This window comes from Ancylobacter polymorphus (assembly GCF_030813495.1).
In the GTDB taxonomy this organism is placed as follows: Bacteria; Pseudomonadota; Alphaproteobacteria; order Rhizobiales; family Xanthobacteraceae; genus Ancylobacter; species Ancylobacter polymorphus.
Genome location: NZ_JAUSUI010000011.1, coordinates 73,364 through 96,281, shown reverse-complemented (window position 1 = coordinate 96,281; position 22,918 = coordinate 73,364). Strand labels below are relative to the sequence as shown.

21 protein-coding genes are annotated in these 22,918 nt (G+C 69.0%); 11 read left to right on the top strand and 10 right to left on the bottom strand.

Annotated features, from left to right (window positions below; genetic code table 11):
* Nucleotides 1–82 precede the first annotated feature (82 nt).
* Nucleotides 83–619 (top strand): sigma-70 family RNA polymerase sigma factor, encoded by a 537-nt coding sequence (locus tag J2S75_RS20735; protein WP_307022870.1) that lies wholly within the window; start codon nucleotides 83–85, stop codon nucleotides 617–619.
* 1 nt (nucleotide 620) lies between these two features.
* Nucleotides 621–1,259 (top strand): NrsF family protein, encoded by a 639-nt coding sequence (locus tag J2S75_RS20730; RefSeq protein WP_307022868.1) that lies wholly within the window; start codon nucleotides 621–623, stop codon nucleotides 1,257–1,259.
* A gap of 7 nt (nucleotides 1,260–1,266) precedes the next feature.
* Here J2S75_RS20730 and J2S75_RS20725 read toward each other — a convergent pair whose 3' ends face one another.
* Nucleotides 1,267–1,710: an SRPBCC family protein gene (locus J2S75_RS20725; RefSeq protein WP_307022866.1), complete on the bottom strand. Its 444-nt coding sequence runs from the start codon at nucleotides 1,708–1,710 to the stop codon at nucleotides 1,267–1,269.
* Nucleotides 1,711–1,863: 153 nt separating this feature from the next.
* Here J2S75_RS20725 and J2S75_RS20720 point away from each other — a divergent pair, with 153 nt between their 5' ends.
* The 5 genes from J2S75_RS20720 to J2S75_RS20700 are packed head-to-tail and all read left to right on the top strand — an operon-like array spanning nucleotide 1,864 to nucleotide 5,326.
* Complete coding sequence (locus J2S75_RS20720) at nucleotides 1,864–2,280, top strand: VOC family protein (RefSeq protein ID WP_307022864.1); 417 nt, start codon at nucleotides 1,864–1,866, stop codon at nucleotides 2,278–2,280.
* 11 nt (nucleotides 2,281–2,291) lie between these two features.
* On the top strand, nucleotides 2,292–3,377 hold the full coding sequence (locus J2S75_RS20715; protein ID WP_307022862.1) for a WD40/YVTN/BNR-like repeat-containing protein: 1,086 nt from the start codon (nucleotides 2,292–2,294) through the stop codon (nucleotides 3,375–3,377).
* A 5-nt stretch (nucleotides 3,378–3,382) separates the two neighbouring features.
* On the top strand, nucleotides 3,383–3,679 hold the full coding sequence (locus J2S75_RS20710; RefSeq protein ID WP_307022860.1) for a ubiquitin family protein: 297 nt from the start codon (nucleotides 3,383–3,385) through the stop codon (nucleotides 3,677–3,679).
* A gap of 25 nt (nucleotides 3,680–3,704) precedes the next feature.
* On the top strand, nucleotides 3,705–4,076 hold the full coding sequence (locus J2S75_RS20705; protein WP_307022858.1) for a YciI family protein: 372 nt from the start codon (nucleotides 3,705–3,707) through the stop codon (nucleotides 4,074–4,076).
* Nucleotides 4,073–5,326 carry an RNA polymerase sigma factor gene (locus J2S75_RS20700; RefSeq protein WP_307022856.1) on the top strand — a complete coding sequence of 418 codons (1,254 nt, stop codon included), beginning with the start codon at nucleotides 4,073–4,075 and terminating at the stop codon, nucleotides 5,324–5,326. The genes J2S75_RS20705 and J2S75_RS20700 overlap by 4 nt, the downstream gene beginning before the upstream one ends.
* 6 nt (nucleotides 5,327–5,332) lie before the next feature.
* On the opposite strand, the gene xth is transcribed toward J2S75_RS20700, so the two are convergent.
* The 9 genes from xth to J2S75_RS20655 all read right to left on the bottom strand — a co-directional run bounded on the left by xth (nucleotide 5,333) and on the right by J2S75_RS20655 (nucleotide 15,380).
* The gene (gene xth, locus J2S75_RS20695) at nucleotides 5,333–6,139 is read right to left on the bottom strand and encodes an exodeoxyribonuclease III (protein ID WP_307022854.1); all 807 of its coding nucleotides are present in this window, start codon (nucleotides 6,137–6,139) and stop codon (nucleotides 5,333–5,335) included.
* Between the two features lie 25 nt (nucleotides 6,140–6,164).
* Nucleotides 6,165–6,773 (bottom strand): cysteine hydrolase family protein, encoded by a 609-nt coding sequence (locus tag J2S75_RS20690; RefSeq protein ID WP_307022852.1) that lies wholly within the window; start codon nucleotides 6,771–6,773, stop codon nucleotides 6,165–6,167.
* A 12-nt stretch (nucleotides 6,774–6,785) separates the two neighbouring features.
* Entirely contained in the window at nucleotides 6,786–8,897 is a 2,112-nt protein-coding gene (katE, locus tag J2S75_RS20685; protein WP_307022850.1) for a catalase, read from the bottom strand.
* A 131-nt stretch (nucleotides 8,898–9,028) separates the two neighbouring features.
* Nucleotides 9,029–9,589, bottom strand: coding sequence for a DNA-3-methyladenine glycosylase (locus J2S75_RS20680; RefSeq protein ID WP_307022848.1), 561 nt, complete (start codon nucleotides 9,587–9,589; stop codon nucleotides 9,029–9,031).
* A 63-nt stretch (nucleotides 9,590–9,652) separates the two neighbouring features.
* Nucleotides 9,653–10,618, bottom strand: a complete 966-nt coding sequence (locus tag J2S75_RS20675; protein ID WP_307022846.1) for an ABC transporter substrate-binding protein — start codon at nucleotides 10,616–10,618, stop codon at nucleotides 9,653–9,655.
* A gap of 26 nt (nucleotides 10,619–10,644) precedes the next feature.
* On the bottom strand, nucleotides 10,645–11,655 hold the full coding sequence (locus J2S75_RS20670) for an ABC transporter permease (protein WP_307022844.1): 1,011 nt from the start codon (nucleotides 11,653–11,655) through the stop codon (nucleotides 10,645–10,647).
* Nucleotides 11,648–13,177, bottom strand: a complete 1,530-nt coding sequence (locus J2S75_RS20665) for a sugar ABC transporter ATP-binding protein (RefSeq protein ID WP_307022842.1) — start codon at nucleotides 13,175–13,177, stop codon at nucleotides 11,648–11,650. The genes J2S75_RS20670 and J2S75_RS20665 overlap by 8 nt, the downstream gene beginning before the upstream one ends.
* The gene (locus J2S75_RS20660) at nucleotides 13,174–14,325 is read right to left on the bottom strand and encodes a Gfo/Idh/MocA family protein (RefSeq protein WP_307022840.1); all 1,152 of its coding nucleotides are present in this window, start codon (nucleotides 14,323–14,325) and stop codon (nucleotides 13,174–13,176) included. The genes J2S75_RS20665 and J2S75_RS20660 overlap by 4 nt, the downstream gene beginning before the upstream one ends.
* Entirely contained in the window at nucleotides 14,322–15,380 is a 1,059-nt protein-coding gene (locus tag J2S75_RS20655; protein WP_307022838.1) for a sugar phosphate isomerase/epimerase family protein, read from the bottom strand. The genes J2S75_RS20660 and J2S75_RS20655 overlap by 4 nt, the downstream gene beginning before the upstream one ends.
* A 164-nt stretch (nucleotides 15,381–15,544) precedes the next feature.
* On the opposite strand from J2S75_RS20655, the gene J2S75_RS20650 reads away from it, so the two are divergent.
* The 4 genes from J2S75_RS20650 to J2S75_RS20635 all read left to right on the top strand — a co-directional run bounded on the left by J2S75_RS20650 (nucleotide 15,545) and on the right by J2S75_RS20635 (nucleotide 22,860).
* Nucleotides 15,545–16,582: a LacI family DNA-binding transcriptional regulator gene (locus J2S75_RS20650; protein WP_307022836.1), complete on the top strand. Its 1,038-nt coding sequence runs from the start codon at nucleotides 15,545–15,547 to the stop codon at nucleotides 16,580–16,582.
* Between the two features lie 55 nt (nucleotides 16,583–16,637).
* Nucleotides 16,638–19,469 (top strand): autotransporter domain-containing protein, encoded by a 2,832-nt coding sequence (locus J2S75_RS20645; RefSeq protein ID WP_307022834.1) that lies wholly within the window; start codon nucleotides 16,638–16,640, stop codon nucleotides 19,467–19,469.
* A 155-nt stretch (nucleotides 19,470–19,624) separates the two neighbouring features.
* Nucleotides 19,625–22,132 carry a glucan 1,4-alpha-glucosidase gene (locus J2S75_RS20640; protein WP_307022832.1) on the top strand — a complete coding sequence of 836 codons (2,508 nt, stop codon included), beginning with the start codon at nucleotides 19,625–19,627 and terminating at the stop codon, nucleotides 22,130–22,132.
* Entirely contained in the window at nucleotides 22,129–22,860 is a 732-nt protein-coding gene (locus J2S75_RS20635) for an ROK family protein (RefSeq protein WP_307022830.1), read from the top strand. Before J2S75_RS20640 ends, J2S75_RS20635 begins: the two co-directional genes overlap by 4 nt.
* Nucleotides 22,861–22,918 lie beyond the last annotated feature (58 nt).

Here is a 22,918-nt window from a genome sequence, read left to right as displayed (position 1 = left end):
ATCGGTGCGCGGCGGCTCTTGGCCGTTCTTTGCGCCCTCCCGTAACAAGTCGCCTCGGGCGTGCGAACAGGAGAAGCCGACGTTGAGCGGCCGGAACGAGCGCGAACTTGCCGATCTGCTCCGGGCGGCCATCGCCGGTGATGCGCGCAGCTATGCGCTGTTTCTCGACCGTGTCGCCGGTCTTGTCCGCGCCTATGCGCGCAGCAAGATCAGCCATGGCGGGGTGGACCCGGAGGATGTGGTGCAGGAGGTGCTGCTGGCGATTCACCTGAAGCGGCATACATGGCTGCCGGAAGCCCCCGTGCTGCCATGGGTCTATGCCATTGCCCGCTTCAAGCTGATCGACGCCTTCCGCCGGCGCGGCCGGCGGGTGGAGGTCGAATTGGACGACATCGCCGAGACGGTTCCCCAGCCGGAGGTCGAAACGGTGAGCGCGCGCGACATCGGCCGGGCGCTGGAAGGGCTCGCCCCGGGGCAGCGCTCGGTGGTGGCGGCGATTTCGGTCGAGGGCCGCTCGGTCGAGGAGACGGCGCGCACGCTGGACATGACGGAAAGCGCGGTGCGGGTGGCGCTGCACCGGGGCCTCGCCGCCATCGCGCGGCGCTTTGGACGTGAGTGACATGGATACGCAAGACCTCATCCGCGCCATGGCGGCCGATACGGGCCGCCGGCCCCTGCCGCTGCGCACCGCCTGGCGTGTGGCGCTGGTCCTGGCCGTCGTCGCGGCGGGGGTGGTGTTCGTGCTCGCTCTGGGCCCGCGTCCCGATGCCGTGGCGGCGCTGGAAACGCTGCGCTTCCTGTTCAAATTCGTGGTGACGCTGGCGCTGGCCGGCAGCGCCTTCCTCCTGCTGCGCCGGCTGGTGCGGCCGGGGGCGGAGGCGCACGCCCCGCTCGGCTGGCTGCTGGCCGGGCCGGCGTTGCTGCTCGCCGGCGTGGGCCTGGAACTGCTCGCCGTCCCTGCCGCCGACTGGTGGGCAAGGCTTGTCGGCATCAATGCGAGGGTCTGCCTCACCTTCATTCCGCTGATCGGCGCGGCGCCGCTCGTGCTCTTCCTTGCCGTGCTGCGCCATGGCGCCCCCGCGCGGCCGGCGCTCGCGGGCGCGGTGGCGGGGCTGCTGGCCGGCGGGCTGGCGGCGTCGTTCTACGCCGCGCATTGTCCGGACGATTCCCCGCTCTTCGTCGCCACCTGGTACAGTCTTGCCATTGCCGGGCTGGCGGTGGCGGGGGCGATCCTCGCCCCGCGCGTGGCGCGCTGGTAGGCGCCGCTCAGCCGGCGATCTCCGGCTCTACCAGACGGGCCAGATTTTCCAGCGATTGCTGCCAGCCGATCGTGCAGGCTTCGGGCGGGATGGCGTCGGGTATGCCGGCCTGCTCGATCTCCAGCTCGGTGCCGAGCGACACCTCGCGCAAGTTCACGCTCACCACGATCTCGCCGGGCAAGGCGGGGTCGTCGAAGCGGTCGGTGTAGCGCAGACTCTTGCCGGGGCTCAATTCCAGATAGGTTCCGCCGAAGGCATGGCTGGCGCCGGTGGTGAAGTTGCGGAACGCCATGCGGAATGTCCCGCCAACCCGGGCATCGAGATGGTGCACGGTGCAGGTAAAGCCGTGCGGGGGAATCCACTTCGCCAGCGCGTCCGCCTCGATGAAGGCGCGATAGACCTTCTCCGGGCGGGTTGCGAGGACACGGTGCAGGCGTATCGTGCTGGGCATGGCGCTTGAGCCTCCTGATCTGCCGGTGATGCCCCAAGGACGTGCGACCCGGCCCCCTGCCGACAGGGCCGCGAAAAAAGTCTCGACGCCCTGTCGGTTCCGCGCCCCGCTTCTCGTCCTTGGAGGATCGAGGCGACCAGAGGGAGAACCGCAATGAACGTGCAGGCCTATCTGATGTTCAACGGCCGGACGGAGGAAGCGCTGGCGTTCTACACGCACGCCGTTGGGGCAGAGGTGACGGCGCTGATGCGCTTTGGCGAGGCACCCGAGCCGCCGCCGCCCGGCATGGTGCCGGAGGGCTGGGACGACAAGGTGATGCACTCCAGTTTCCGTATCGGTGAGGCCGAGCTGATGGCCTCTGATGGCTGCCAATCGGGCGATGCGGGCTTCGCCGGCATCTCGCTCGCCCTCTCCGTCGGCTCGCCGCAGGAAGCGGAGCAGCGCTTCGCCGCGCTCGCCGAGGGCGGGCAGGTGACGATGCCGCTCGGCCCCACCTTCTTCGCCCCGGCCTTCGGCACGCTCACCGACCGCTTCGGCGTGGCTTGGCTGGTTGTGGTGGCGACGGATTAAGGGAGGGCGCGATGGCTCAGCAGGTTCTCGTTCTCGTCGGCACCCGCAAGGGCGCCTTCCTGGCGGAAAGCGACGCGGCGCGCCGCTCGTGGCAGTTGCGCGGCCCGTTCTGCGAGACATGGCCGACCAACCACGTGGTCGCGGATCCCGCCAGCGGCACGCTCTATGCCGGCGGCGGCAATGAATGGTTCGGCCCGGCAGTGTGGAAATCGAGCGATTTCGGCGCCAGCTGGACCCATTCGAGCCAGGGCCTCGCCTATGAAGCCGGGCAGGCGCCGGTGAAATCCGTCTGGAGCCTCGCGGTGGCCGCGGACGGCACGCTCTATGCCGGCGTCGAGCCGGCCGGGCTGTTCCGCAGCACCGATGGCGGGGGCAGTTGGACCCATCTCGATGGGTTGCAGAAACACCCCACCCGGCCGGAATGGCACCCCGGCGGCGCCGGGCTGATCCTGCATTCGCTGGTGCTCGACCCCGCCGATGCGAACAAGATCTGGGTCGGCATTTCCGCCGCCGGCGTGTTCGCCAGCGAGGATGGCGGCCTCACCTGGGAGACCCGCAACCGCGGCACCCGCGCCGACTTCATGCCGGAGGGACAGAACTACCCGGAATTCGGCCAATGCGTGCACTGCCTCGTCATGGCGCCGGGCGGGCGCGGGCGGCTCTACCAGCAGAACCATTGCGGCATGTACCGCTCCGACGATGGCGGCCGCAGCTGGGAGAGCATCGAGGAGGGCCTGCCCTCCTCCTTCGGCTTTCCGGCCGCCGTGCATCCGCGCGACCCGGACGGGCTCTATCTCATCCCGCTGAATGGCGACATCAAGGGCCGCTTCATGCCGGAGGGCAATGCCGCCGTCTGGCGCACAGGGGATGCCGGCGCCAGCTGGCGGGCGCAGCGCGCGGGCCTGCCGCAGGGCGGCGCCTATTTCAACGTGCTGCGCCAGGCCATGGCCACCGACACGCTGGAACCTGCCGGGGTGTATTTCGGCAGCAATGCCGGCGGGCTCTATGCCAGCGCCGACGAGGGCGAAAGCTGGCACTGCATCGCCCCGCATCTACCGACCATCACCTCGGTCGAAACGCTGGTGATCGAGCGGTGAGGCCGATGGCGGGGGAGCGGCCGGCCGACATGCCGGCGCCGGTGCTGGTGCGCCTGCCGCCCCATCTCGTGGTGCTGTTTCCCGGCGCCGCGCGGCAGGTGGCGCTACCCGCCGCCAGCGTCGCCGAACTGGTGGACGGGCTGGATGCGCTGTGGCCCGGCATGCGCGAGCGTATCTGCGACGAAACGCCGGCGATAAGGCGCCACATCAACATCTTCGTCGACGGAAGGCGGGCGCGGCTTTCCACCCCGCTCCCCCCCGGCGCCGATGTCTTCGTCATCACCGCGATCAGCGGTGGCTGATCCTGTCTCTCGCGAAAGGTCTCTCATGTTCTATGCCCTGCTCTGTTACCACCAGGAAGACGTCGTCTGCGCCTGGACTAGGGAAGAGGACGACGCGGTGATGCAGAAGCTCGCCGTGGTGCAGGAACGGCTCGCCAGGGACGGCAAGCTCGGCCCGGTGGCGCGACTGCTGCCGACCACGGCGGCCACCACCCTGCGCAAGGATCAAGACCCGCCTTTGGTGCTCGACGGGCCCTTCGCCGAGACCAAGGAGCAATTGCTCGGCTTCTACATACTCGACTGCGCCGACCTCGAAGAGGCACTCGGCATCGCCCGCGAACTCGGCGCGGCCAATCCCGGCGGTTCCTACGAGATTCGCCCGGTCGGCCTGTTCATGGATGGCGGCGCCCGGCCATGAGCGAGGAGGCGCGCGCCTTCGGCCCGGTGCTCACGGCGGCGCGCCCGCAGGCGGTCGCGGCGCTGCTGCGCTATTTCCGCGATCTCGACCTCGCCGAAGAGGCGTTTCAGGAGGCGTGCCTCCGGGCGCTGAAGAGCTGGCCGCAGAACGGCCCGCCGCGCGATCCGGCCGCTTGGCTCATCTTTGTCGGCCGCAATGTCGCGCTCGACAGCGTGCGGCGCCGGGCGAGGCAGGTTGAGCTGCCGCCGGAAGATGCCTTTTCCGATACGGAGGACGCCGAGGCGGCGGTTGCGGCGCGGATCGATGGCGCGCATTACCGCGACGACGTGCTGCGGCTGCTCTTCATCTGCTGCCATCCCGAACTGCCGGCGACGCAGCAGATCGCGCTCGCCCTGCGCATCGTCTCCGGCCTCTCCATCGGCCAGATCGCCCGCGCCTTCCTGGTGAGCGAGACGGCGATGGAGCAGCGCATCACCCGCGCCAAGGCGCGCATCGCCCGTGCGCAGGCGGGCGAAGGCGGCGTGCCCTTCGAGCCGCCCGGCGCGGTGGAGCGGGCGGAGCGGCTCGGCGCCGTCGCCGCCATGCTCTATCTCGTCTTCAACGAGGGCTATTCCACGGCTGGCGACGCGGCGGCGGCACGCGCGCCGCTGTGCGAGGAGGCGATCCGCCTCGCCCGGCTGCTGCTGCGGCTGTTTCCGGCCGAACCCGAAATCATGGGGCTGGCGGCGCTGATGCTGCTGCAGCACGCCCGCGCCCCGGCCCGCTTCGCCGCTGACGGCACGGTGATCCTGCTGGAGCACCAGGATCGCGCCCTGTGGAATCGCACCTTCATCGCTGAGGGGCTGGCATTGCTCGACAAGGCGATGCGCCACCGCCGGCCCGGCCCCTATCAGGTGCAGGCGGCCATCGCCGCGTTGCACGCGCGCGCCTCCACCGCGGAAGAGACCGACTGGGCGCAGATCGACCTGCTCTACGGCACGCTCGAAATCATGACCCCCTCGCCCGTCGTAACGCTGAACCGTGCGGTGGCGATTTCCAAACTGCGCGGCCCGGAAGCCGCGCTCGCCATGGTGGAGCCTTTGGGCGAGCGGCTTTCCGGCTATTTCCACTATCACGGCCTGCGCGGCGCGCTGCTGATGCAGCTCGGCCGCACCGGTGAGGCGCGCGAAGGCTTCATGGCCGCCATCAGCCTCGCCACGACGCCGGCCGAGGCCGCGCATATACGCAGCCATCTCGACGGGCTGAAATGAGGGTCGCTAGGCCTTCGGCTTCCGCCGCCAGGCTGGGCGGGCGGGGTCGAGTTCGATCCAGACCGGGGCGTGGTCGCTCGCCTTGTCCCAGCCGCGCACGGCACGGTCGACCCCGGCGGCGGTGAGGCGCGGCGCCAGCGTGGGGCTCAGCAGCAGGTGGTCGAGCCGCAGCCCGGCATCGCGCGCGAAGGCGCGGCGGAGATAATCCCAGAAGGTGTAGAGGCGTTCACCGGGATGCCGCGCGCGCAGCGCGTCGGTCCAGCCCTGTGCGGTGAGGGTGTGGAAGGCCTCGCGCACCTCCGGCCGGAACAGCGCGTCATCCACCCAGCGCTCCGGCTTGTGCACGTCGAGTTCGGTCGGCATCACATTGTAGTCGCCGGCGAGCACGACAGGCACGTCGAGTGCCCGCAATTCCGCTGCATGCGCCAGCAGCCGCGCGAACCAGCGCCGCTTGTAGTCGTATCTCAGTCCCGGCGCCGGGTTGCCGTTCGGCAGATAGAGGCAACCGATCAGCAGGCCCTCGACCGCGGCCTCGATATAGCGCGCCTGCGTGTCCTCCGCCTCGCCCGGCAGGCCGCGTCTCGTCTCGATCGGCTCGCGGCCGCGGGCGAGAATGGCGACGCCGTTCCAGCTCTTCTGGCCGTACCAGATGGCGCCATAGCCAGCCTGCTCGATGGCGCGAACGGGAAAGCGGGCGTCGGGAGCTTTAAGTTCCTGCAGACACACCACGTCCGGCCGCGCCTCCTCCAGCCACCGCAGCAGCACCGGGAGGCGGCCATTGATGCCGTTGACGTTGAAGGTGGCGATCTTCATCGGTGGCGTCCGTTGCGGAAACGGTTCAGCGCCAGTGCGCCAGCACCTCCTCGGTGCGGGCGATTTCCACCTGCTGGCTGAAGCGGCGGGTGTAGAGCTCCATCAGCGCGTCATGGGTGGCATCGGAGGAACTGCACAGCGCATCGGTGGCCAGGATGACGCGAAAGCCGCGGTCGATGGCGCCGAGTGCGGTGGCGAGAACGCAGACATCCGTCTCGCCGCCGCTGATGACCAGGGCCTCGACCCCGGCGGGGGCCAGCAAGGCGTCGAGCCGTCCCTCGGTCCAGGGCGAATAGACGCTCTTGTCGACAACCTGCGCCGGCGGCACGAAGCGCTCCAGAATTGGCACCAGACGCACGGCCTCCGGACCCAATGCCTCGCCGGTGACGCACTCCCAGCGCTGATAATAGCGCGCCCAGCTGCCGACGGCCTCGCCCGGCCGCTGCGGCGGCACGAAGCGCGTGAACACCGTCCGTTCGGGACGGTGCGCACACAGCGCCTCCACCGCCGGCAGCACCTTTTCCAGCCACGGCACAGCCCAGGGCGAGCCCGGTGCGAACAGGCGCTGCATGTCGACGCACAGATGCAGGCAGTTCGCGCCGAGCGGACCGTGGACGAGGCCGTGGGCTGCCATGATCGGCCCCGCTCAGAGCTTGACCGCCGCTTCCCGCGCCCACAGGCGCAGCGCGCGGCAGCTCTCAACGAAGGCGTCCACCGAGGCGCCATCCTGCAGCGCAATCAGTCCCTCATCTTCATCCGGGGCGACGCCGGCCTTGGCCAGCAGCGGCAGGGCGGCGGCGGTGAAGCCGATGAACTTGCAATGGGCGAAGGCGTCCGCCACGAAATCGCGCGCCGCCGCCTCGCCGGCGAGCCGTTCCGCGCCTTCCTCCGACAGCAGCAGCGCCACCGCGTCGAACAGCACCGAGGGCCCGCCGTCGATCATGCGATGGGCGGGCAGCTTGCTGCCGTCGGCGGTCGCCACGCCGCCCACTTTCGGCGCCACCAGCTCCATCATCGCACCCTCCGCCGCCAGCGCCGCCTGAAGCGCCGTCAGCAGCGTGCCGTCGCAGCCATTGCTCACCAGCACGCCGACCTTGCGACCCCTAAAGCTCTTCGGGCCGTTCTCGATGATGCTGAGCGCGGGCGAGGCGGGCAGGTCGTCGCGCGGGGTCACGGCCGTATCGGCGGGCTTGGGCAGCGTGTCGATGCCGAGCTTGTCGGCGACCGTCGCGCCCAGCGCCTCGTCGATGTTGAGCAGATGCGCCACCATGCGCTCGCGGATGACCACCTCTTCCACCTTGGCAAGCTCGAAAGTCAGCGCCATGGCGATGTGCTTCTGCTCCGGCGCGGTCTGGCTGTTGAAGAACTGACGGGCCTGGCTGTAATGGTCGGCGAAGCTCTCCGGCCGCAGCCGCACCTTGGGCGCCTCGATCACTTCCGCGAAGGAGCGGAAGCCGCGCACCGGGTCGGGCCGCGGGCCCTCGCCGCGCGAATTGGGCTGGTAATTGGTGCGCCCCACCGGGTTGCGCATCGCCATATGCCCATCCTGCTGGAAATGCGCGAAGGGGCATTTCGGCGCGTTGACCGGGATATGGGTGAAGTTCGGGCTGCCGAGCCGCTTCAACTGGGTGTCGAGATAGGAGAAGTTGCGCCCCTGCAGCAGCGGGTCGTTGGAGAAATCGATGCCCGGCGGCACGTTCTGCGTCATGAACGCCACCTGCTCGGTCTCGGCGAAGAAATTATCCGGCATGCGGTCCAACACCAGCCGGCCGACGGGGATCGGCTTGATGATTTCTTCCGGGATCAGCTTGGTGGGATCGAGCACGTCGAAATCGAAGCTGTCGGCGAATTCCTGGTCGAACAGCTGCACGCACAATTCCCATTCCGGAAAATCGCCGGACTGGATCGCCTGCCAGAGGTCGCGGCGATGGAAATCGGGGTCGGCTCCGTTGATCTTCACCGCCTCGTTCCAGACCACGGATTGCAGCCCGAGCTTGGGCTTCCAGATGAATTTGACGAAGGTGGATTCGTCCTTGGCGTTCACCAGTCGGAAGGTGTGGACGCCGAAACCTTCCATGAAGCGGAAGGAGCGCGGGATCGCCCGGTCGGACATCACCCACATGATCATGTGCATGGATTCCGGGGTCAGCGAGATGAAGTCCCAGAAATTGTCATGCGCCGACTGCGCCTGCGGAAAGGCGCGGTCCGGTTCCGGCTTCACCGCGTGGATGACATCGGGAAACTTGATGGCGTCCTGGATGAAGAATACCGGAATATTGTTGCCGACGAGGTCCCAATTGCCTTCCCTCGTGTAGATCTTCACCGCGAAGCCGCGCACGTCGCGGGCGAGATCGAAGGAGCCCTTGGAGCCGGCGACGGTGGAGAAGCGGACAAAGGCGGGCGTCTTCTCGCCCGGGCGCTGGAACAGGTCGGCGCGGGTGTATTCGGCCAGCGATTCATAGGTCTCGAAATAGCCATGCGCGCCATAGCCGCGGGCATGCACCACGCGCTCGGGAATGCGCTCATGGTCGAAATGGAACATCTTCTCGCGGAAATGGAAGTCCTCGATCAGCGCCGGGCCGCGCGCACCCACCTTCAGCGTGTTCTGGTCGTCCGCCACCGGGCCGCCTTGAGCGGTCGTCAATACAGGGGTGTCGCCTTCCGCGAACTGGTGCAGCTCGCCGCCCGCGCCGCGCGTCAGCGTCTGGTCGTGAATCCGCGCGGTCGAACCGGCGGCCCCCTTGGATTTGCGTGCCATGTGTCTGCGCTCCCTCGGCGTGTGCCCGGTGATCCGGCGTCGCCTCACTAACCGCAGGGGCAGCCATTCGTTGCCGGCGAGCGCGCATTCGCGGCGCGGATTTGTGTCCGCCGCTGCCTGTGCTTCGCCGGCTACCGCCGTGGGTATCCGGGGGAGGTTCCGGGGAAGCGCCGGCTGAGGAAGGGCGAGCCGCACAGGCCAAACCGCCAGGGCGCTTCCACCGCTTTGGTGATGCCGATACGTGGGCCGGCAACGATATCGGGCACGCCGTCGCGCTCGCGCCATTCAAAGGGCGGGCGGTCGAGCGGCGCGCCGTCGAGGGCGCCGGTGATGGCGAGCGCCTGGGTGAGCCGGCCGGGACCCGCACAGAGAAAGGCCGGGCCGCCGCGCCGCGCCGCCATGCGCTCCAGTCCGACAAGCGGCGCCAGCGCCCTTATGAGCACCGCCCCGTGGCGTTCCGCGACGATGTTGAAGCACCAGTGCAGACCGTAGGAGCGGTAGACATAGGCCCGAAAGGCAGGGCCGAACATCGCCGCGTTGCGCGGCGTGGGGCCGGAAAAGCTGTGCGAGGCAGGGTCGTCGCGCCGGTAGGCCTCGGTCTCGACGATGATGCCGCCGACGCCGTCGACCAGCAGCGTCACGCCGATGAGTCGAGGGGCGAGGGCGAGTGCGTCGCCTTCAAACGGAATCATGGCGCGAGGATATCATGAGCCACGCGCAGGAGGGGGCGCGCAGCCCCCTCCGCCGTCGGCCGGTCAGAACGGGCTGTCGGGGAAATAGAACTGCGCGGCGTTCTCCGCCGTGATCAGCGTCGAGCCGATGATGAAGCGGCCATAGACCGGCGTATTGGAGACGAAGCGTAGCGCGGTGACTTCCAGCGCGGTGGAAATCTGCGCCGGGGTGTAGGAGACATCGACCGGGATCTGCGGGTCCTTGTCCATCACCCGCTTGATGATCTCCTTCATGCCGGCGCCGCCGACGATCCACATCTCCTTCTGCCGCCCGGCCTGGGAGATGGCTTCCATCACGCCGATGGCCATGTCGTCGTCCGCCGCCCACACGGCGTCGATCTTCTTGTGCTTGGACAGATAATCCTGCATGACCTGGAACGCCTTGTCGCGGTTCCAATTGCCGTGCTGCATGTCGAGGATTTCGATGCCGGAGCCGGCAATGGCGGCCTGAAAGGCGTCGACGCGTTCATTGTCGAGCGTGGTGGGGATGCCGCGCAGCACCACGATCTTGGCGCCGGGCTTGAGATTGGCCTTGAAATACTCGCCGGAGACGCGGCCGAAGGCGGTGTTGTCGCCGGCGACATAGAGGTCTTCGATGCCGGGCTGGGAGAGGCCGCGATCGACCACCGTCACCCATTTGCCGGCATCCTTCACCGCCTTGACCGGGCTGGTCAGCGGTTCGGACTCGAAGGGCAGCACCACAAGCGCGTCGATGTTGCGCGTCGCTACCATGTCCTCGATGTCGTTCACCTGCTTGCCCACCGCGCCGGCGGTGGCGAGCACGAATTCAAGGTTCGGATAGGTCGTCTTCAGCCGCTTGATGGTTTCCTGCGCGTGCCAGTTCAGCCCGCCCATGAAGCCATGGGTGGCGGAGGGGATCGAGACGCCGATCACCGCCTTCTTGCCCTGCGCGAGCGCGGGCACGGAGACGCCTGTCGCGGCGGTGGCGGCGCCGATGGCGGCGGTGGTGAGAAAGGTCCTGCGTTCCATTGTCGTTTCTCCCATGGTCTCCGCTCTCAGGCGGATGATGATTTGCCGCGCTGGAGAACCACCGCGAGCACGATGATGACGCCCTGGATCGTCCCGTTGAGATACGGGGAGACGAGGTCCGCCAGGATGAGGATGTTGTCGATCAGGCTGAGGATCAGCACGCCGATCACCGTGCCCCAGACGCGGCCATAGCCGCCCTTCAGCGCCGTGCCGCCGATGATGACGGCGGCGATCGCCTCCAACTCCCACAGCATGCCGGTGGAGCCGGAGGCCGAGCCGAGGCGGGGCACATACATGATGGTGGCAAGGCCGACGAGCAGGCCGAGCAGCACATAGGTCATCAGCCGGATGCGCTCGACATTCACCGCCGAATACAGCGCCACCTTGTCGTTGGAGCCGATGGCCTCGCAATAGCGGCCGAAGCGCGTGTGGCGCATGGCGATCTGCCCGGCCACCGCCACGATGGCGAAGACGATGATCGGCCAGGCGATGCCGAACAGGCCGGAATAATAGACCGGCCGGTAGAACTGGCGAACGCCGAAATCCAGGCTGATCGTACCGCCATCGGCGAGCCACGTGACCAGCGAGCGGAAGATGCCCATGGTGCCGAGCGTGACGATGAAGGGTTCGATACGCGCTTTCGTCACCAGGAGCCCGTTGCCGAGCCCGGCCAGCAGCCCGACGCCGAGCGCGATGCCCATGCCGGCCAGCACCAAAGGCAGGCCGACGCCCATGGAGGGCAGCAGCGCGTTCATGCCAAGGATCATCACCCCGGCGATGAACGCCGCCATCGAGCCGACCGAGAGGTCGAGCCCGCCTGACGTGATGACGAAGGTCATGCCCACCGCGATCATGCCGATGAAGGCGGAGCGGGCCAGCACATTGGTGATGTTGCCGGCGGAGAGGAAATTCTCGTTGAGAGTGGCCCCCAGCGCCACCAGCAGGATCAGCGCCAGCAGCGGGCCGAGCGCGGAGAGGCCCGGTAGACGTGCGGCGACGGACGGGCGCGGGGCATCGGAGCGCGTGAGGTCAGACATGCGAGGCGCTCCCTGTCGGCTGTTCATTGGTGCCCATGACAAGGCGCACCACATCGGTCTCCGTCACCCGCGCGCCTTCCAGCTCGCCGGCGATCCGGCCATGGCGCATCACCAGCACCCGGTCGGAAAGGCCGAGGATTTCCGGCATGTCGGAGGAGATGACGATGACGCTGCGCCCCTCGGCGGCCAGCGCGTCGATGAAGGCGTAGATCTGGCTTTTGGTGCCGACATCGATGCCGCGCGTCGGCTCGTCGATGATGACCACTTCCGGGTCGCCCAGCATGGTTTTGGCCAGCAGCAGCTTCTGCTGGTTGCCGCCGGAGAGATTGCCCACCTTCATGTCGCGGCGCGGGGCGCGGATGTCGAATTCGGCGATGGCGCGGGAGAGCGCCGCCTCCTCGCGCCGGCCATCGATGAACAGCGCGCCGAAGCGGGCGAGGGTGGAGAGGGTGAGGTTCTCGGTCAGGCTCTTGTCGAGCAGCAGCCCGCGCTCCTTCCGGTCCTCGGTGAGATAGGCGATGCCGCTGGCGGCAGCGTCGCGCACCGAGCCGATGGCGACCGGTATGCCGTGGCGCAAAATCTCGCCCGTCGCCGGGCGCAGGCCCACCAGTCCCTCGGCGAGTTCGGTGCGGCCGGAGCCGACCAGGCCGGAAATGCCCAGCACCTCGCCGCGCCGCAGGGTGAAGGAAACGTCCTTCACCAGCGGCGGCACGGAAAAGCCGCGCACCTCCAGCGCCACCGTGCCGGCTTGGTGGCGCCTGGGCGGATAGATGTCCTCCAGCTTGCGCCCGACCATGGCGGTCGCCATGCCGTCCTCGGTCAGTTCGCCGCGCCCGGCCTTCCGCACCACCGCCCCGTCGCGCAGCACGGTGACGCGGTCGGCGAGGCGGGTGATCTCCTCCAGCCGGTGCGAGGTATAGAGCAGTGCCACGCCCTGCGCCCGCAGCCGCTCGATCTGGCGAAACAGCACTTCCACCTCCCTGTGCGTCAGCACGGCGGAGGGCTCGTCCATGATCAGCACCCGCGCCTGGCGTGACAGGGCCTTGGCGATCTCCACCATCTGCCGGTCGGAGACGGGCAGGTCGCGGATGCGCGCCTCCGGGCGGATCGTGCTGCCGAGTTCGTCGAGCAGCGCCTGCGTGCCCGCGCGCATGGCGCGGTGGTCGAGAAACAAACCGCCCTTCTCCCGCCCGAGCCAGATGTTCTCGGTGACGGTGAGGTCGGGGGCGAGGTTGAACTCCTGGTGGATCACCACCACGCCCGAAGCTTCCGCCTGCGCGCCGCTGGCATAGGGCGCGGGCGCTCCGTCCAGCCGCACCGCGCCGGAGGAGGGCGCGAGGAAGCCGCCGAGAATCTTCATGATCGTCGATTTGCCGGCGCCGTTCTCGCCGATCAGCGCGTGCACCTCGCCGGCGTGGAGGGCGAAGTCGATGCCATGCAGGATTTCGATCGGGCCGAAGCTCTTGCGGACATCGACGAGTTCGAGCACCGGGGCGGCCGCGCGCTCCGGGGCGGCGCTCACAGCGTCACCCAGCCGGCATTGCGGCGCGAGGACTGCACGCAGGCCTCGACGAAGCGCATGCCGGCCAGCCCGTCCGCCAGGGTCGGGTAGAGCACACCCTCGGGCACCTTCTCACCGGCCTGATGGGCGCGGATGGCGCGCGCCGCCTCGGCATAGATATTGGAGAAGCCTTCCAGATAGCCTTCCGGATGGCCGGGCGGAATACGCGACATGCGTCCCGCCTCCGGCCTCGCCCCCGCGCCGTTGCGGGTGATGCGACGCCTCGGCTCGCCGAAGGGGGTGAACCAGAGATAGTTCGGGTCCTCCTGCGCCCATTCGAGCCCGCCCTTGTCGCCATAGACGCGCAGGCGCAGGCCGTTCTCATTGCCCGGCGCCACCTGGCTCGCCCAGAGCATGCCGCGCGCCCCGCCCTCAAAGCGCAGCAGCACATGGGCGTTGTCGTCGAGCGCCCGGCCCGGCACGAAGATGGAGAGGTCCGCGGCCAGCGCCTCCGCGGTCAGGCCGGAGACGAAACAGGCGAGGTTATAGGCATGGGTGCCGATATCGCCCGTCGCCCCGCCCGCGCCGGAGCGTTCCGGGTCGGTGCGCCATTCCGCCTGCTTGGAGCCGGATTTCTCCGCCGCCTCGGTCAGCCAGTCCTGCACATATTCCACCTGCACCAGCCGGACGCGGCCGATCTCGCCCGCCGCCACCATGGCGCGGGCCTGCCGGATCATGGGGTAGCCGGTGTAGTTGTGGGTCAGCACGAACAGCGCGTCGGCCTTCGCCGCCGCTGCCGCAAGCTTCTTCGCCTCGGCCATGGTCGCGGTCAGCGGCTTGTCGCAGATCACATGGATGCCGCGCTTGAGGAATTCGATCGCCGGGCCGGCATGCATGTGGTTCGGCGTGACGATCGCCACCGCCTCGATGCCGTCCTTGCGCCGCGCCTCGGCCTTGGCCATGGCGAGGTAGTCGTCATAGACACGCGAAAGCCCGAGCGCTTCGCCCGAGGCGCGCGATTTCTCCGGCGTGGAGGAGAGGGCGCCGGCGATGAGGGTGTATTCGCCGTCGAGCCGGGCGGCGATGCGGTGCACGGCGCCGATGAAGGCGCCGGACCCGCCGCCGACCATGCCGAGCCGCAGCGGTCGGTTCGGGACGGGGGCGCTCATCGCTCCAGCCCCAGCAGTGCGCGGTTGGCGGCGCGGTCCGTGGCACCGGCGGCGAAGTCGTCGAACGCCTTCTCGGTGACGCGAATGATGTGGTTCTTGACGAACTGGGCCCCCTCGCGCGCCCCGTCCTCGGGGTGCTTGAGGCAGCATTCCCATTCCACCACCGCCCAGCCGTCGAAATCCATCGCCGCGAATTTCGAGAAGATGGCGCCGAAGTCCACCTGCCCGTCGCCGGGGCTGCGGAAGCGCCCGGCGCGCTTCAGCCAGGGCTGGTAGCCGCCATACACGCCCTTGCGCCCGGTGGGGTTGAACTCGGCATCCTTCACATGGAACATGCCGATGCGCTCGGCATAGATGTCGAGATGGTCGAGATAATCGAGCTGCTGCAGCACATAGTGCGAGGGGTCGTAGAGCATCTTGGCGCGGGGGTGGTTGTCCACCCGCTCCAGGAACATCTCGAACGTATCGCCGTCGTGCAGATCCTCGCCGGGATGGATCTCGAAGCAGAGATCGACGCCGCACTCATCCGCATAGTCGAGCAGCGGGCGCCAGCGGCGGGCCAGTTCGTCGAAGGCTTCCTCGACCAGCCCGGCGGGGCGCTGCGGCCAAGGGTAGACATAGGGCCAGGCGAGTGCGCCGGAGAAGGTCACCATCGCGGTGAGACCGAGATGCTTGGAGGCAGTGAGCGCCTTCCGCATCTGATCCATCGCCCATTCCTGCCGCGCCTTCGGGTTGCCGCGCACGGCGGGGGCGGCGAAACCGTCGAACATCGCGTCATAGGCGGGATGCACCGCGACGAGCTGGCCCTGCAGATGGGTGGACAGCTCGGTGACGACGACGCCGTTCTGCGAGCCTTTTCCGGCCCATTCCGAACACCAGTCGCGCGAGGCGGCCGCCTGGTCGAGATCGAGGATGCGCGGGTCGTTGGTCGGCACCTGCACGCCGGCATAGCCGCAATCGGCGGCCCAGCGCGTGATGTTGTGCCAGCTGTCGAAGGGCGCGTCTGTGCCGATGAACTGGGCCAGAAACAGGCCCGGTCCCTTGATGGTCCGCATGGTTTCCTCCCGACCGGCGTGCCGGCCAACCCTAGGTTTTTGTAATCGGTTGCATTCAGCCTAGCGGAGCCCTGTAATCGATTGCAAGGGGGTCGGGTGGAGGTTTCCGTAACGGCATCGCGAGGCGATTGCCAGCGGGGGGCCGGCGCGTCTATGGAGTGGCCATGCAGCACCAGAGACCGAAGATCGTGGACGTGGCGCGGCTCGCCGGCGTTTCCACCGCCACGGTCAGCCGCGTGCTCTCCAACCCCGACGTGGTGAGCGCCGAGACGCGCCGCAGCGTCGAGGAAGCCATCCGCCAGACCGGCTACCGTCTCAACCACGCGGCGCGCAATTTGCGCCACCGGCGCACCGGCGGCGTGGTGGCGCTGGTGCCCAATCTCTCCAACCCGTTCTTCTCGCAGATACTCGCCGGCATGGCGGCGGTACTGGCAGGGGCGGGCTATAATCTGCTCATCGCCGACAGCTGCGTCATGGGTGGCGAGGCGCTGCTCGCCTATGCCGAGCCGAGCCGTGCCGATGGGCTGATTGTGCTCGACGGCTCGCTGCCCGCCGAAGGCCTGAGGCGCCGCGTGCCCGTGGTGCTCGCCTGCGAATGGATACCGGGCATTGAGGCGCCGCGGGTGAAGATCGACAATCGCGCGGCGGCGCGGGTGGCCGTGGAGCACCTGATCGGCCTCGGCCACCGGCGCATCGGCCATGTGATGGGGCCGCCGGGCAATGTGCTGAGCGAGGCGCGCCTCGCCGGCACCGAGCAGGCGCTGGCGGCGCGCGGCCTGCCGCCGCCCCTCGTGCTTCCCGGCGATTTCAGCCTCGATTCCGGCCGCGTCGCCGGTGCGGCCTGGCTCGCTCTGCCGGCGGAGCAGCGCCCCACGGCGGTGTTCCTCGCCAGCGACGCCATGGCCTGCGGCTTCATCGGCGAGGTGCAGCACCGCGGCCTTGCCGTGCCGCGCGACGTGTCGGTGATGGGGTTCGACGATATCGAGCTGGTTTCGCACATGACGCCGGCGCTCTCCACCATCCGCCAGCCGCGCGAGGCGATCGGCCGTCGCGCGGCTGAGTGCCTGCTGGCAATGATCGGCGGCGAAGCGCCGGAGGGCGACATCGTGCTGCCCACCGAACTGGTGCTGCGCGCCAGCACAGCCCCGCCCGTTACCACCCCTGCCATAAAGAGCCACGAGGCGGGCCCGGCGCGCTTGTGAGCGCGGCGGAATCCGGGCTATCGCTGCGGAAGGTGTCACGGCGAGGGGAGGCGGCGTGGGGACAAAAGGCGGGCGATCGGCGGCGAAAACCCACTTCCGGCGGCGCGCTGGTGGCCGGACGGGACGGACCGGGAGGCGCCTTGCGGCTCTGCTCACCTCGGGCTGTGCCTCGCTCGCGGCCGCGCCGGCGGGCGCGATCTATCTCAACGATGTCGATGCCGCCGCCGTCGGAGGGGTGCAGAACTGGTACGACAACGAAAACCAGTTTTCCAATGTCGTCGCGGTCTCGATTGACGGCCTCGCGCATTGTTCCGGCACGCTGATCAACTCCCGCACCGTGCTCACCGCCGGCCACTGCGCGCTGAGCGACGTGACAGGCGTGGTGCTCAGCTGGTTCGATGAGGTGGAGGTCCGCTTTTCCCCCGACTCGACGCAGCCGACCGCCAATGACCGCGCCGTTAGCGGCGTCGCGGTCAATCCCGCCTATGCTCCCGCCGGCTATCCCAATAATGACGTCGCGCTGATCTCGCTGGCCCGGCCGGTATCCGAGGTCGCGCCGGTGACGCTGGCCACCTCGCCCGACCAGTTGCCCGGCATCGGCGAGTTGGTCTGGGTGGCCGGCTATGGTGAGATCGGCACCGGCACCCAGAACAATCTCGGCTATGACGACCGCCGCCGCGCCGTGACCAACACGCTCGGCGAAATCGAGACCCTGCCGGATGGGAGCTATCTCTTCCATCTCCAGTTTCGCGACCCGCTGAACCCGGACGATCCGAACTACTTCAATCTCGACGCTCCGGTTCCGGCCTGGGAAGGCATCACGGCGCCGGGCGACAGCGGCGGACCGCTGTTCGCGGTCGGGCCGGATGGCGGGCTGATCCAGATCGGCGTAACCTCGACCGGAGGGATCCCGGACCCCGACAATCCCGGCCAGTACATCTACACCTATGGAACCTTCGCCACCTATGGCGCCGTTGCCGACCATGCGGACTGGCTCGCCGCCGCCAACCCGCTGCGCACCACCACCGCCGCCGCTGGCGCCTTCGCCTGGAGCGAGGCGGCCCGCTGGACCGACACGCTCGGCCGCCACGAGACGCCGGACAATGCGGATGGCGACTTCGCCGGCTATGGAACGCTGGGCCGCTATTATGAGGTAACGCTCGCGCAGCCTTCGCAGATTCGCCTCGACATGTCGCCGACCCTTGACCGGCTGACCGTTGCCCATGTCGGCGCCGCGCTCGATATCGCGGCGGGCTATCGGCTGGACGTGCTGCTCGACACGGCGCTCGCCGGCGGAGGGCTGCATATTGACGGTACGCTGACGACGGCCCGCCTGCTGCAGGCCGGCGGCGTGGTCTCCGGCACCGGAACGCTCGGCGCGGCGGGCGGCTATGTCCAGACCGGCGGTACGCTGGCGCCGGGTGCTTCGCGTGCGCTCGGCACGCTGGCCCTCACCGGCGACCACGCGGCGGATGCAGCCGCCCGGCTCGATGTGCGGCTCGGGGCGGCGGGCGCCGACCGGCTGGCGGTGAGCGGCACGGCCAGCCTTGGCGGGACGCTCGCCTATCGCCTGTTCGATCCCGCGCCCTTCGGCAGCTACACCGTGCTCACCGCTGGCGAGGGGATCGAGGGCGCCTTCGCCACGCTGGAGGGACCGGCCTCGGCCTTCGCCGCCGTCAGCGCGGTGGCCGGGGCGCATGAACTCCGTCTGGCGGTCACCCAGTCCCGTTCCTTCGCTTCCGCCGGCCTCACCGCCAATCAGCGCGCGCTCGGCGCCGCGCTCGACGCGTTCGATCCCGGCGCGCCCTTGGTCGCCTCCGCCGCCTGGCTGCCGAGCCTCGCCGCCGCGCGCGAGGCTTTCGACGGGCTGTCGGGCCAGAGCTATGCCTCGCTGGAAACGCTGCTGCTGCAGGATACCCGCTTCGCCCGCGCGGCGGCGCTCGACAGGCTGCGGCCAGCTTCCGGCGCCGGAGGCGGCGGGTCGGGGGCGCAGGTGGCGAGCTATGCCGATGACGGCACGCGGATCGCCGATGCGGCATCGGGCACCGGAACGGCGCTGTGGCTGCAGGGTTTCGGTGCCTTCGGCAGGCTCGATAGCGCCGGCGCCGGCCTGTCGCGCGACATTGGCGGCTTTTATGCCGGGCTTGACCGGCTGTTCGTCCAGGACTGGCGGCTCGGGGCCTTTGGCGGCTACAGCCACAGCGCGCTCAGCGCCGGGGGCTTCGCCGACTCCTGGGGGGTCGATACCTACACGCTCGGCCTCTATGGCGGGCGCCGCTGGGGGCCGCTCGCGCTCAGCCTGGGCGGCGCCTATGGCTGGAACGAGGTGTCCGCCAGCCGCAGCCTTGCCCTGCCCGGCCTCCCGCAGACGCTGACCGCCGATTTCAGTACCGGCGCGGCGCAGTTTTTCGGCGAGATCGGCTATGAGATCGCGCTCGCCGGGGCGCGGCTGGAGCCTTTCGCCGGTCTCGCCTATGTCGCGCTGGAAGGCGGCCGCTTTCGCGAGACGGGCGGCGCGGCGGCGCTGGCGATGTCCGGGGTGGACGCCGAGGCCAGCTTCGGCACCCTCGGCGCGCGCCTCTCGTTGCCGCTCGCCGCGCCGGCGGGGGTGAGGCTGCGGATCGACGCCTCCGCCGCCTGGCAGCATGTGTGGGGCGGCACCCCGACGCTCGTCGCCGCCTTTGCCGGGGCGCCGTCCGGCGGCCTCGCCGGCGGGCCGGCTTTCGTCGTCACCGGGGCACCGCCGGCCCAGGACACGGCGCTGCTGGAGACCGGGCTGGTCGCCCAGGCCGGCACCGACCTGCAGCTCGGCCTGCGCTACACCGGCCAGTTCGGCGACGGGCTGCGCGACAACGGCTTTCAGGCCAGCCTGCGGTTGCGCTTCTAGGCGGCGGTCCGTGCCACGCGCGCCATGGCGATTGACCGGACCGGAAATTCCCCGCAGGTTCCCCGGTGGGGCACAGGGAGACAGGCGCGCCGGACCGATCCGGTACGTCCGTTGGAAAGATCGTCCCTCAAGGGACGTGAGTTGGGGGGTACGCCATGAGCGACGATGGAGAACTGATACCGCCCGGTGGCCCCGGCGGCCCGGCACGCTGGACCTCGAGCGCCAAGGTGGGCGTGGGTACGGCGCGCACGGCGGCAAGCCGGCTGTGGTTCACCCTCAGCCACGGCATTCTCAACGAGATCTACTATCCCCGCGTCGACACCGCCTGCACCCGCGATTTCGGCTTCCTCGTCACCGGGCCGGACGGCTATTTCGCCGAGGAGAAGCGCGACGCCGACCATGAGGTCGGCGTGCTCGAACATGGCGTGCCGGCCTACCACCTGCTCAACACCGCCCGTGACGGGCGCTGGCGCATCCAGAAGCAGATCCTCACCGATCCGCGCCGCGAGGTGCTGATCCAGAAGGTGACCTTCGAGGCGCTGATCGGCGACATCTCGGATTATCGCCTGTTCGCGCTGCTGGCGCCGCATCTCATCAATGCCGGGGCGGACAACACCGGCTGGGTCGGTGACTATAAGGGCACGTCGATGCTGTTCGCCTCCGGCCGGCGGGGCCAGTCGTTGGCGCTCGCCTGCTCGGTGCCGTGGAAGGCGCGTTCGGTCGGCTATGTCGGCACCTCCGATGGCTGGCAGCAGCTCAGCCGCCACGGCGAGCTGGAAGAGCGCTACCGCCGCGCCGAGTCCGGCAATGTCGCGCTCAGCGCTGAGATCGACCTTGCCGCCTGCAATGGCGAGATGCTGGTGGCGCTGGGCTTCGGCGCCCGGCCGGAGGAAGCCGGCTTCCGTGCCGTGTGCAGCCTGCAGGAAGGCTTCGAGGAACTGCGCCGCACCTATGTGCAGGGCTGGCGCAACTGGCAGAGCACGCTCATGCCGCTCGACCATCCGCAGGGGCGCTCCAACATCAATGCCTACCGCGCCAGCACCATCGTGCTCGCCACCCACCAGCCCTATTCGATGCCGGGCGCGATCATCGCCAGCCTCTCCATTCCCTGGGGCTTCAACAAGGGCGATGAGGATCTCGGCGGCTATCACCTCGTCTGGCCGCGCGATCTCGTCGAGAATGCCGGCGGCCTGCTGGCGGCGGGCGCCTATGACGAGGCCAAGTCGGTGCTCGGCTATCTCCGCGCCATACAGGAGGCGGATGGCCACTGGTCGCAGAATGTCTGGCTGGATGGCGTGCCCTATTGGGGCGGCGTGCAGATGGACGAATGCGCCTTCCCCATCCTGCTCGCCGACATGATCCGCCGCAGCGGCCATTTCGCCCATGGCGAACTCGACAGCTATATGGACATGATCACGCGCGCCGCGCGCTTCATCGTCCTCAACGGCCCCGTCACCGGCCAGGACCGCTGGGAGGAGGATGCCGGCTATTCGCCCTTCACCCTTGCGGCGGAAATTTCCGCCCTGCTTGCCGCCGCCGACATGATGGATCTGGCCGGCCGGAAGGGGGATGCGCGCTATCTGCGCGAGAAGGCCGATGCCTGGAACGACTCCATCGAGCACTGGACCTTCGCCACCGGCACCGACCTCGCCGACCGGCTCGGTGTGGAAGGCTATTATGTGCGCATCGCCCCGCCGGAGACGGCGGACGCGGCCTCCCCGCTCGACGGCTTCGTGCCGGTGAAGAACCGCCCGCCGGCCGATACCGACCGGCCGGCGGCGCAGCTGATCTCGCCGGACGCGCTGGCGCTGGTGCGCTTCGGACTGCGCGCGCCGGACGATCCGCGCATCCTCGACACCATCAAGGCCATCGACGCCATTCTCAAGGTGGAGCTGCCGCAGGGGCCGGTCTGGTACCGCTACAATGGCGACGGCTATGGCGAGCATGAGGACGGCTCGCCCTTCGACGGCACCGGCATCGGCCGTGCCTGGCCGCTGCTCACCGGCGAGCGGGCGCATTACGAGATCGCCGCCGGCAATCTGGTGCGCGCCGGCCAGCTTCTGGTGACGCTGGAGGATAGCGCCGGCCCGGGCGGCCTGCTGCCCGAGCAGGTGTGGGACCAGGACGACATTCCCGAGCGCGAGCTCTACAAGGGCCGGCCCTCGGGTAGCGCCATGCCGCTGGTCTGGGCCCATGCCGAGCACATCAAGCTGATGCGCTCGCTGCATGACGGCAAGGTGTTCGACACCCCGCCGCAGACGGTGCAGCGCTATCTCGTCGACAAGGTCACCTCGCCGCGCCGGCTCTGGCACTTCAACCAGAAGCTCCGTTCGCTGCCCGCGGGCCTTGCCCTGCGCATCGAGCTGCCGGCGCCCGCCGTTATCCACTGGTCGCTCGACGGCTGGACGACGAGCCAGGACACGCCGACGCAGCCCACCAGCTTTGGCCTGCACATCGTCGATCTGCCGACCACGCTGCGCCACCATGGCCGTCATCTGCGCTTCACCTTCTTCTGGCCTGAAGCGGACAAGTGGGAAGGCGAGGATTACAGCGTCGTCGTCGATGGCGACGGGACGCTGTTCCACGCGGCGGCGGACGAGCCGGAAGTGAGCCGGCGGGTCGCGGAGCCCGCGCGCAGCGATGTCGAGGGAGGGCAGGCATGACGGACGCAACGAGCACGGCAGGCGCGGCGGCAAAGCCCGGCATTCTGGCGGTGGATGTCGGCGGCACCGGGCTGAAATGCGCGGTCATCGACGAGCACGGCACCATGCTCTCGGAGCGGGAGCGGGTCGACACGCCCCATCCCTGCCACCCGGAGGCGCTGCTCGATGCCTATGCCGGCATGGCGGCCAAGCTGCCGGCCTTCGACCGTATCTCCATCGGCTTCCCCGGCGTGGTGCGCAACGGCCGGGTGCTCACCGCGCCGAATCTCGGCACCGAGTTGTGGGCGGGCTTCGCGCTGGCGGATGCGATGGCGGCACGCCTCAAGGTGCCGGCAAGGCTGATCAACGACGCCGAGATGCAGGGCTATGGCATCATTTCCGGCAAGGGGCTGGAACTGGTGATGACGCTCGGCACCGGCTGCGGCACCGCCCTGTTCCGCGACGGCGATCTCATGCCGCATATGGAGCTGGCGCACCACCCGGTGCACGACAACCTGACCTATGACGAATATCTCGGCGTAGCCGCCTATGAATCACACGGCAAGCACCACTGGAATCACCATGTGAAACGGGTGATCGAGCTGCTTTACGTGCTGCTGCACTACGATCATCTCTATCTCGGCGGCGGCAATGCCAAGCATGTCGAGATCGAGCTGCCGGCCAATGTCAGCCTCGCCAGCAACGATGCAGGCCTCACCGGCGGCGCCGCGCTCTGGCGCAAGGGCTGAGCGGGGGCCTATCCCTCTCGCACGGCCTCATCCCCGGGCTTGACCCGGGGATCCAGCC

Coding starts and splice junctions, on each gene's coding strand:
- J2S75_RS20730 (WP_307022868.1), top strand. CDS start 621: ATGGATACGCAAGACCTCATCCGCGCCATGGCGGCCGATACGGGCCGC.
- J2S75_RS20725 (WP_307022866.1), bottom strand. CDS start 1,710: ATGCCCAGCACGATACGCCTGCACCGTGTCCTCGCAACCCGCCCGGAG.
- J2S75_RS20720 (WP_307022864.1), top strand. CDS start 1,864: ATGAACGTGCAGGCCTATCTGATGTTCAACGGCCGGACGGAGGAAGCG.
- J2S75_RS20715 (WP_307022862.1), top strand. CDS start 2,292: ATGGCTCAGCAGGTTCTCGTTCTCGTCGGCACCCGCAAGGGCGCCTTC.
- J2S75_RS20710 (WP_307022860.1), top strand. CDS start 3,383: ATGGCGGGGGAGCGGCCGGCCGACATGCCGGCGCCGGTGCTGGTGCGC.
- J2S75_RS20705 (WP_307022858.1), top strand. CDS start 3,705: ATGTTCTATGCCCTGCTCTGTTACCACCAGGAAGACGTCGTCTGCGCC.
- J2S75_RS20700 (WP_307022856.1), top strand. CDS start 4,073: ATGAGCGAGGAGGCGCGCGCCTTCGGCCCGGTGCTCACGGCGGCGCGC.
- xth (WP_307022854.1), bottom strand. CDS start 6,139: ATGAAGATCGCCACCTTCAACGTCAACGGCATCAATGGCCGCCTCCCG.
- J2S75_RS20690 (WP_307022852.1), bottom strand. CDS start 6,773: ATGGCAGCCCACGGCCTCGTCCACGGTCCGCTCGGCGCGAACTGCCTG.
- katE (WP_307022850.1), bottom strand. CDS start 8,897: ATGGCACGCAAATCCAAGGGGGCCGCCGGTTCGACCGCGCGGATTCAC.
- J2S75_RS20680 (WP_307022848.1), bottom strand. CDS start 9,589: ATGATTCCGTTTGAAGGCGACGCACTCGCCCTCGCCCCTCGACTCATC.
- J2S75_RS20675 (WP_307022846.1), bottom strand. CDS start 10,618: ATGGAACGCAGGACCTTTCTCACCACCGCCGCCATCGGCGCCGCCACC.
- J2S75_RS20670 (WP_307022844.1), bottom strand. CDS start 11,655: ATGTCTGACCTCACGCGCTCCGATGCCCCGCGCCCGTCCGTCGCCGCA.
- J2S75_RS20660 (WP_307022840.1), bottom strand. CDS start 14,325: ATGAGCGCCCCCGTCCCGAACCGACCGCTGCGGCTCGGCATGGTCGGC.
- J2S75_RS20655 (WP_307022838.1), bottom strand. CDS start 15,380: ATGCGGACCATCAAGGGACCGGGCCTGTTTCTGGCCCAGTTCATCGGC.
- J2S75_RS20650 (WP_307022836.1), top strand. CDS start 15,545: ATGCAGCACCAGAGACCGAAGATCGTGGACGTGGCGCGGCTCGCCGGC.
- J2S75_RS20640 (WP_307022832.1), top strand. CDS start 19,625: ATGAGCGACGATGGAGAACTGATACCGCCCGGTGGCCCCGGCGGCCCG.
- J2S75_RS20635 (WP_307022830.1), top strand. CDS start 22,129: ATGACGGACGCAACGAGCACGGCAGGCGCGGCGGCAAAGCCCGGCATT.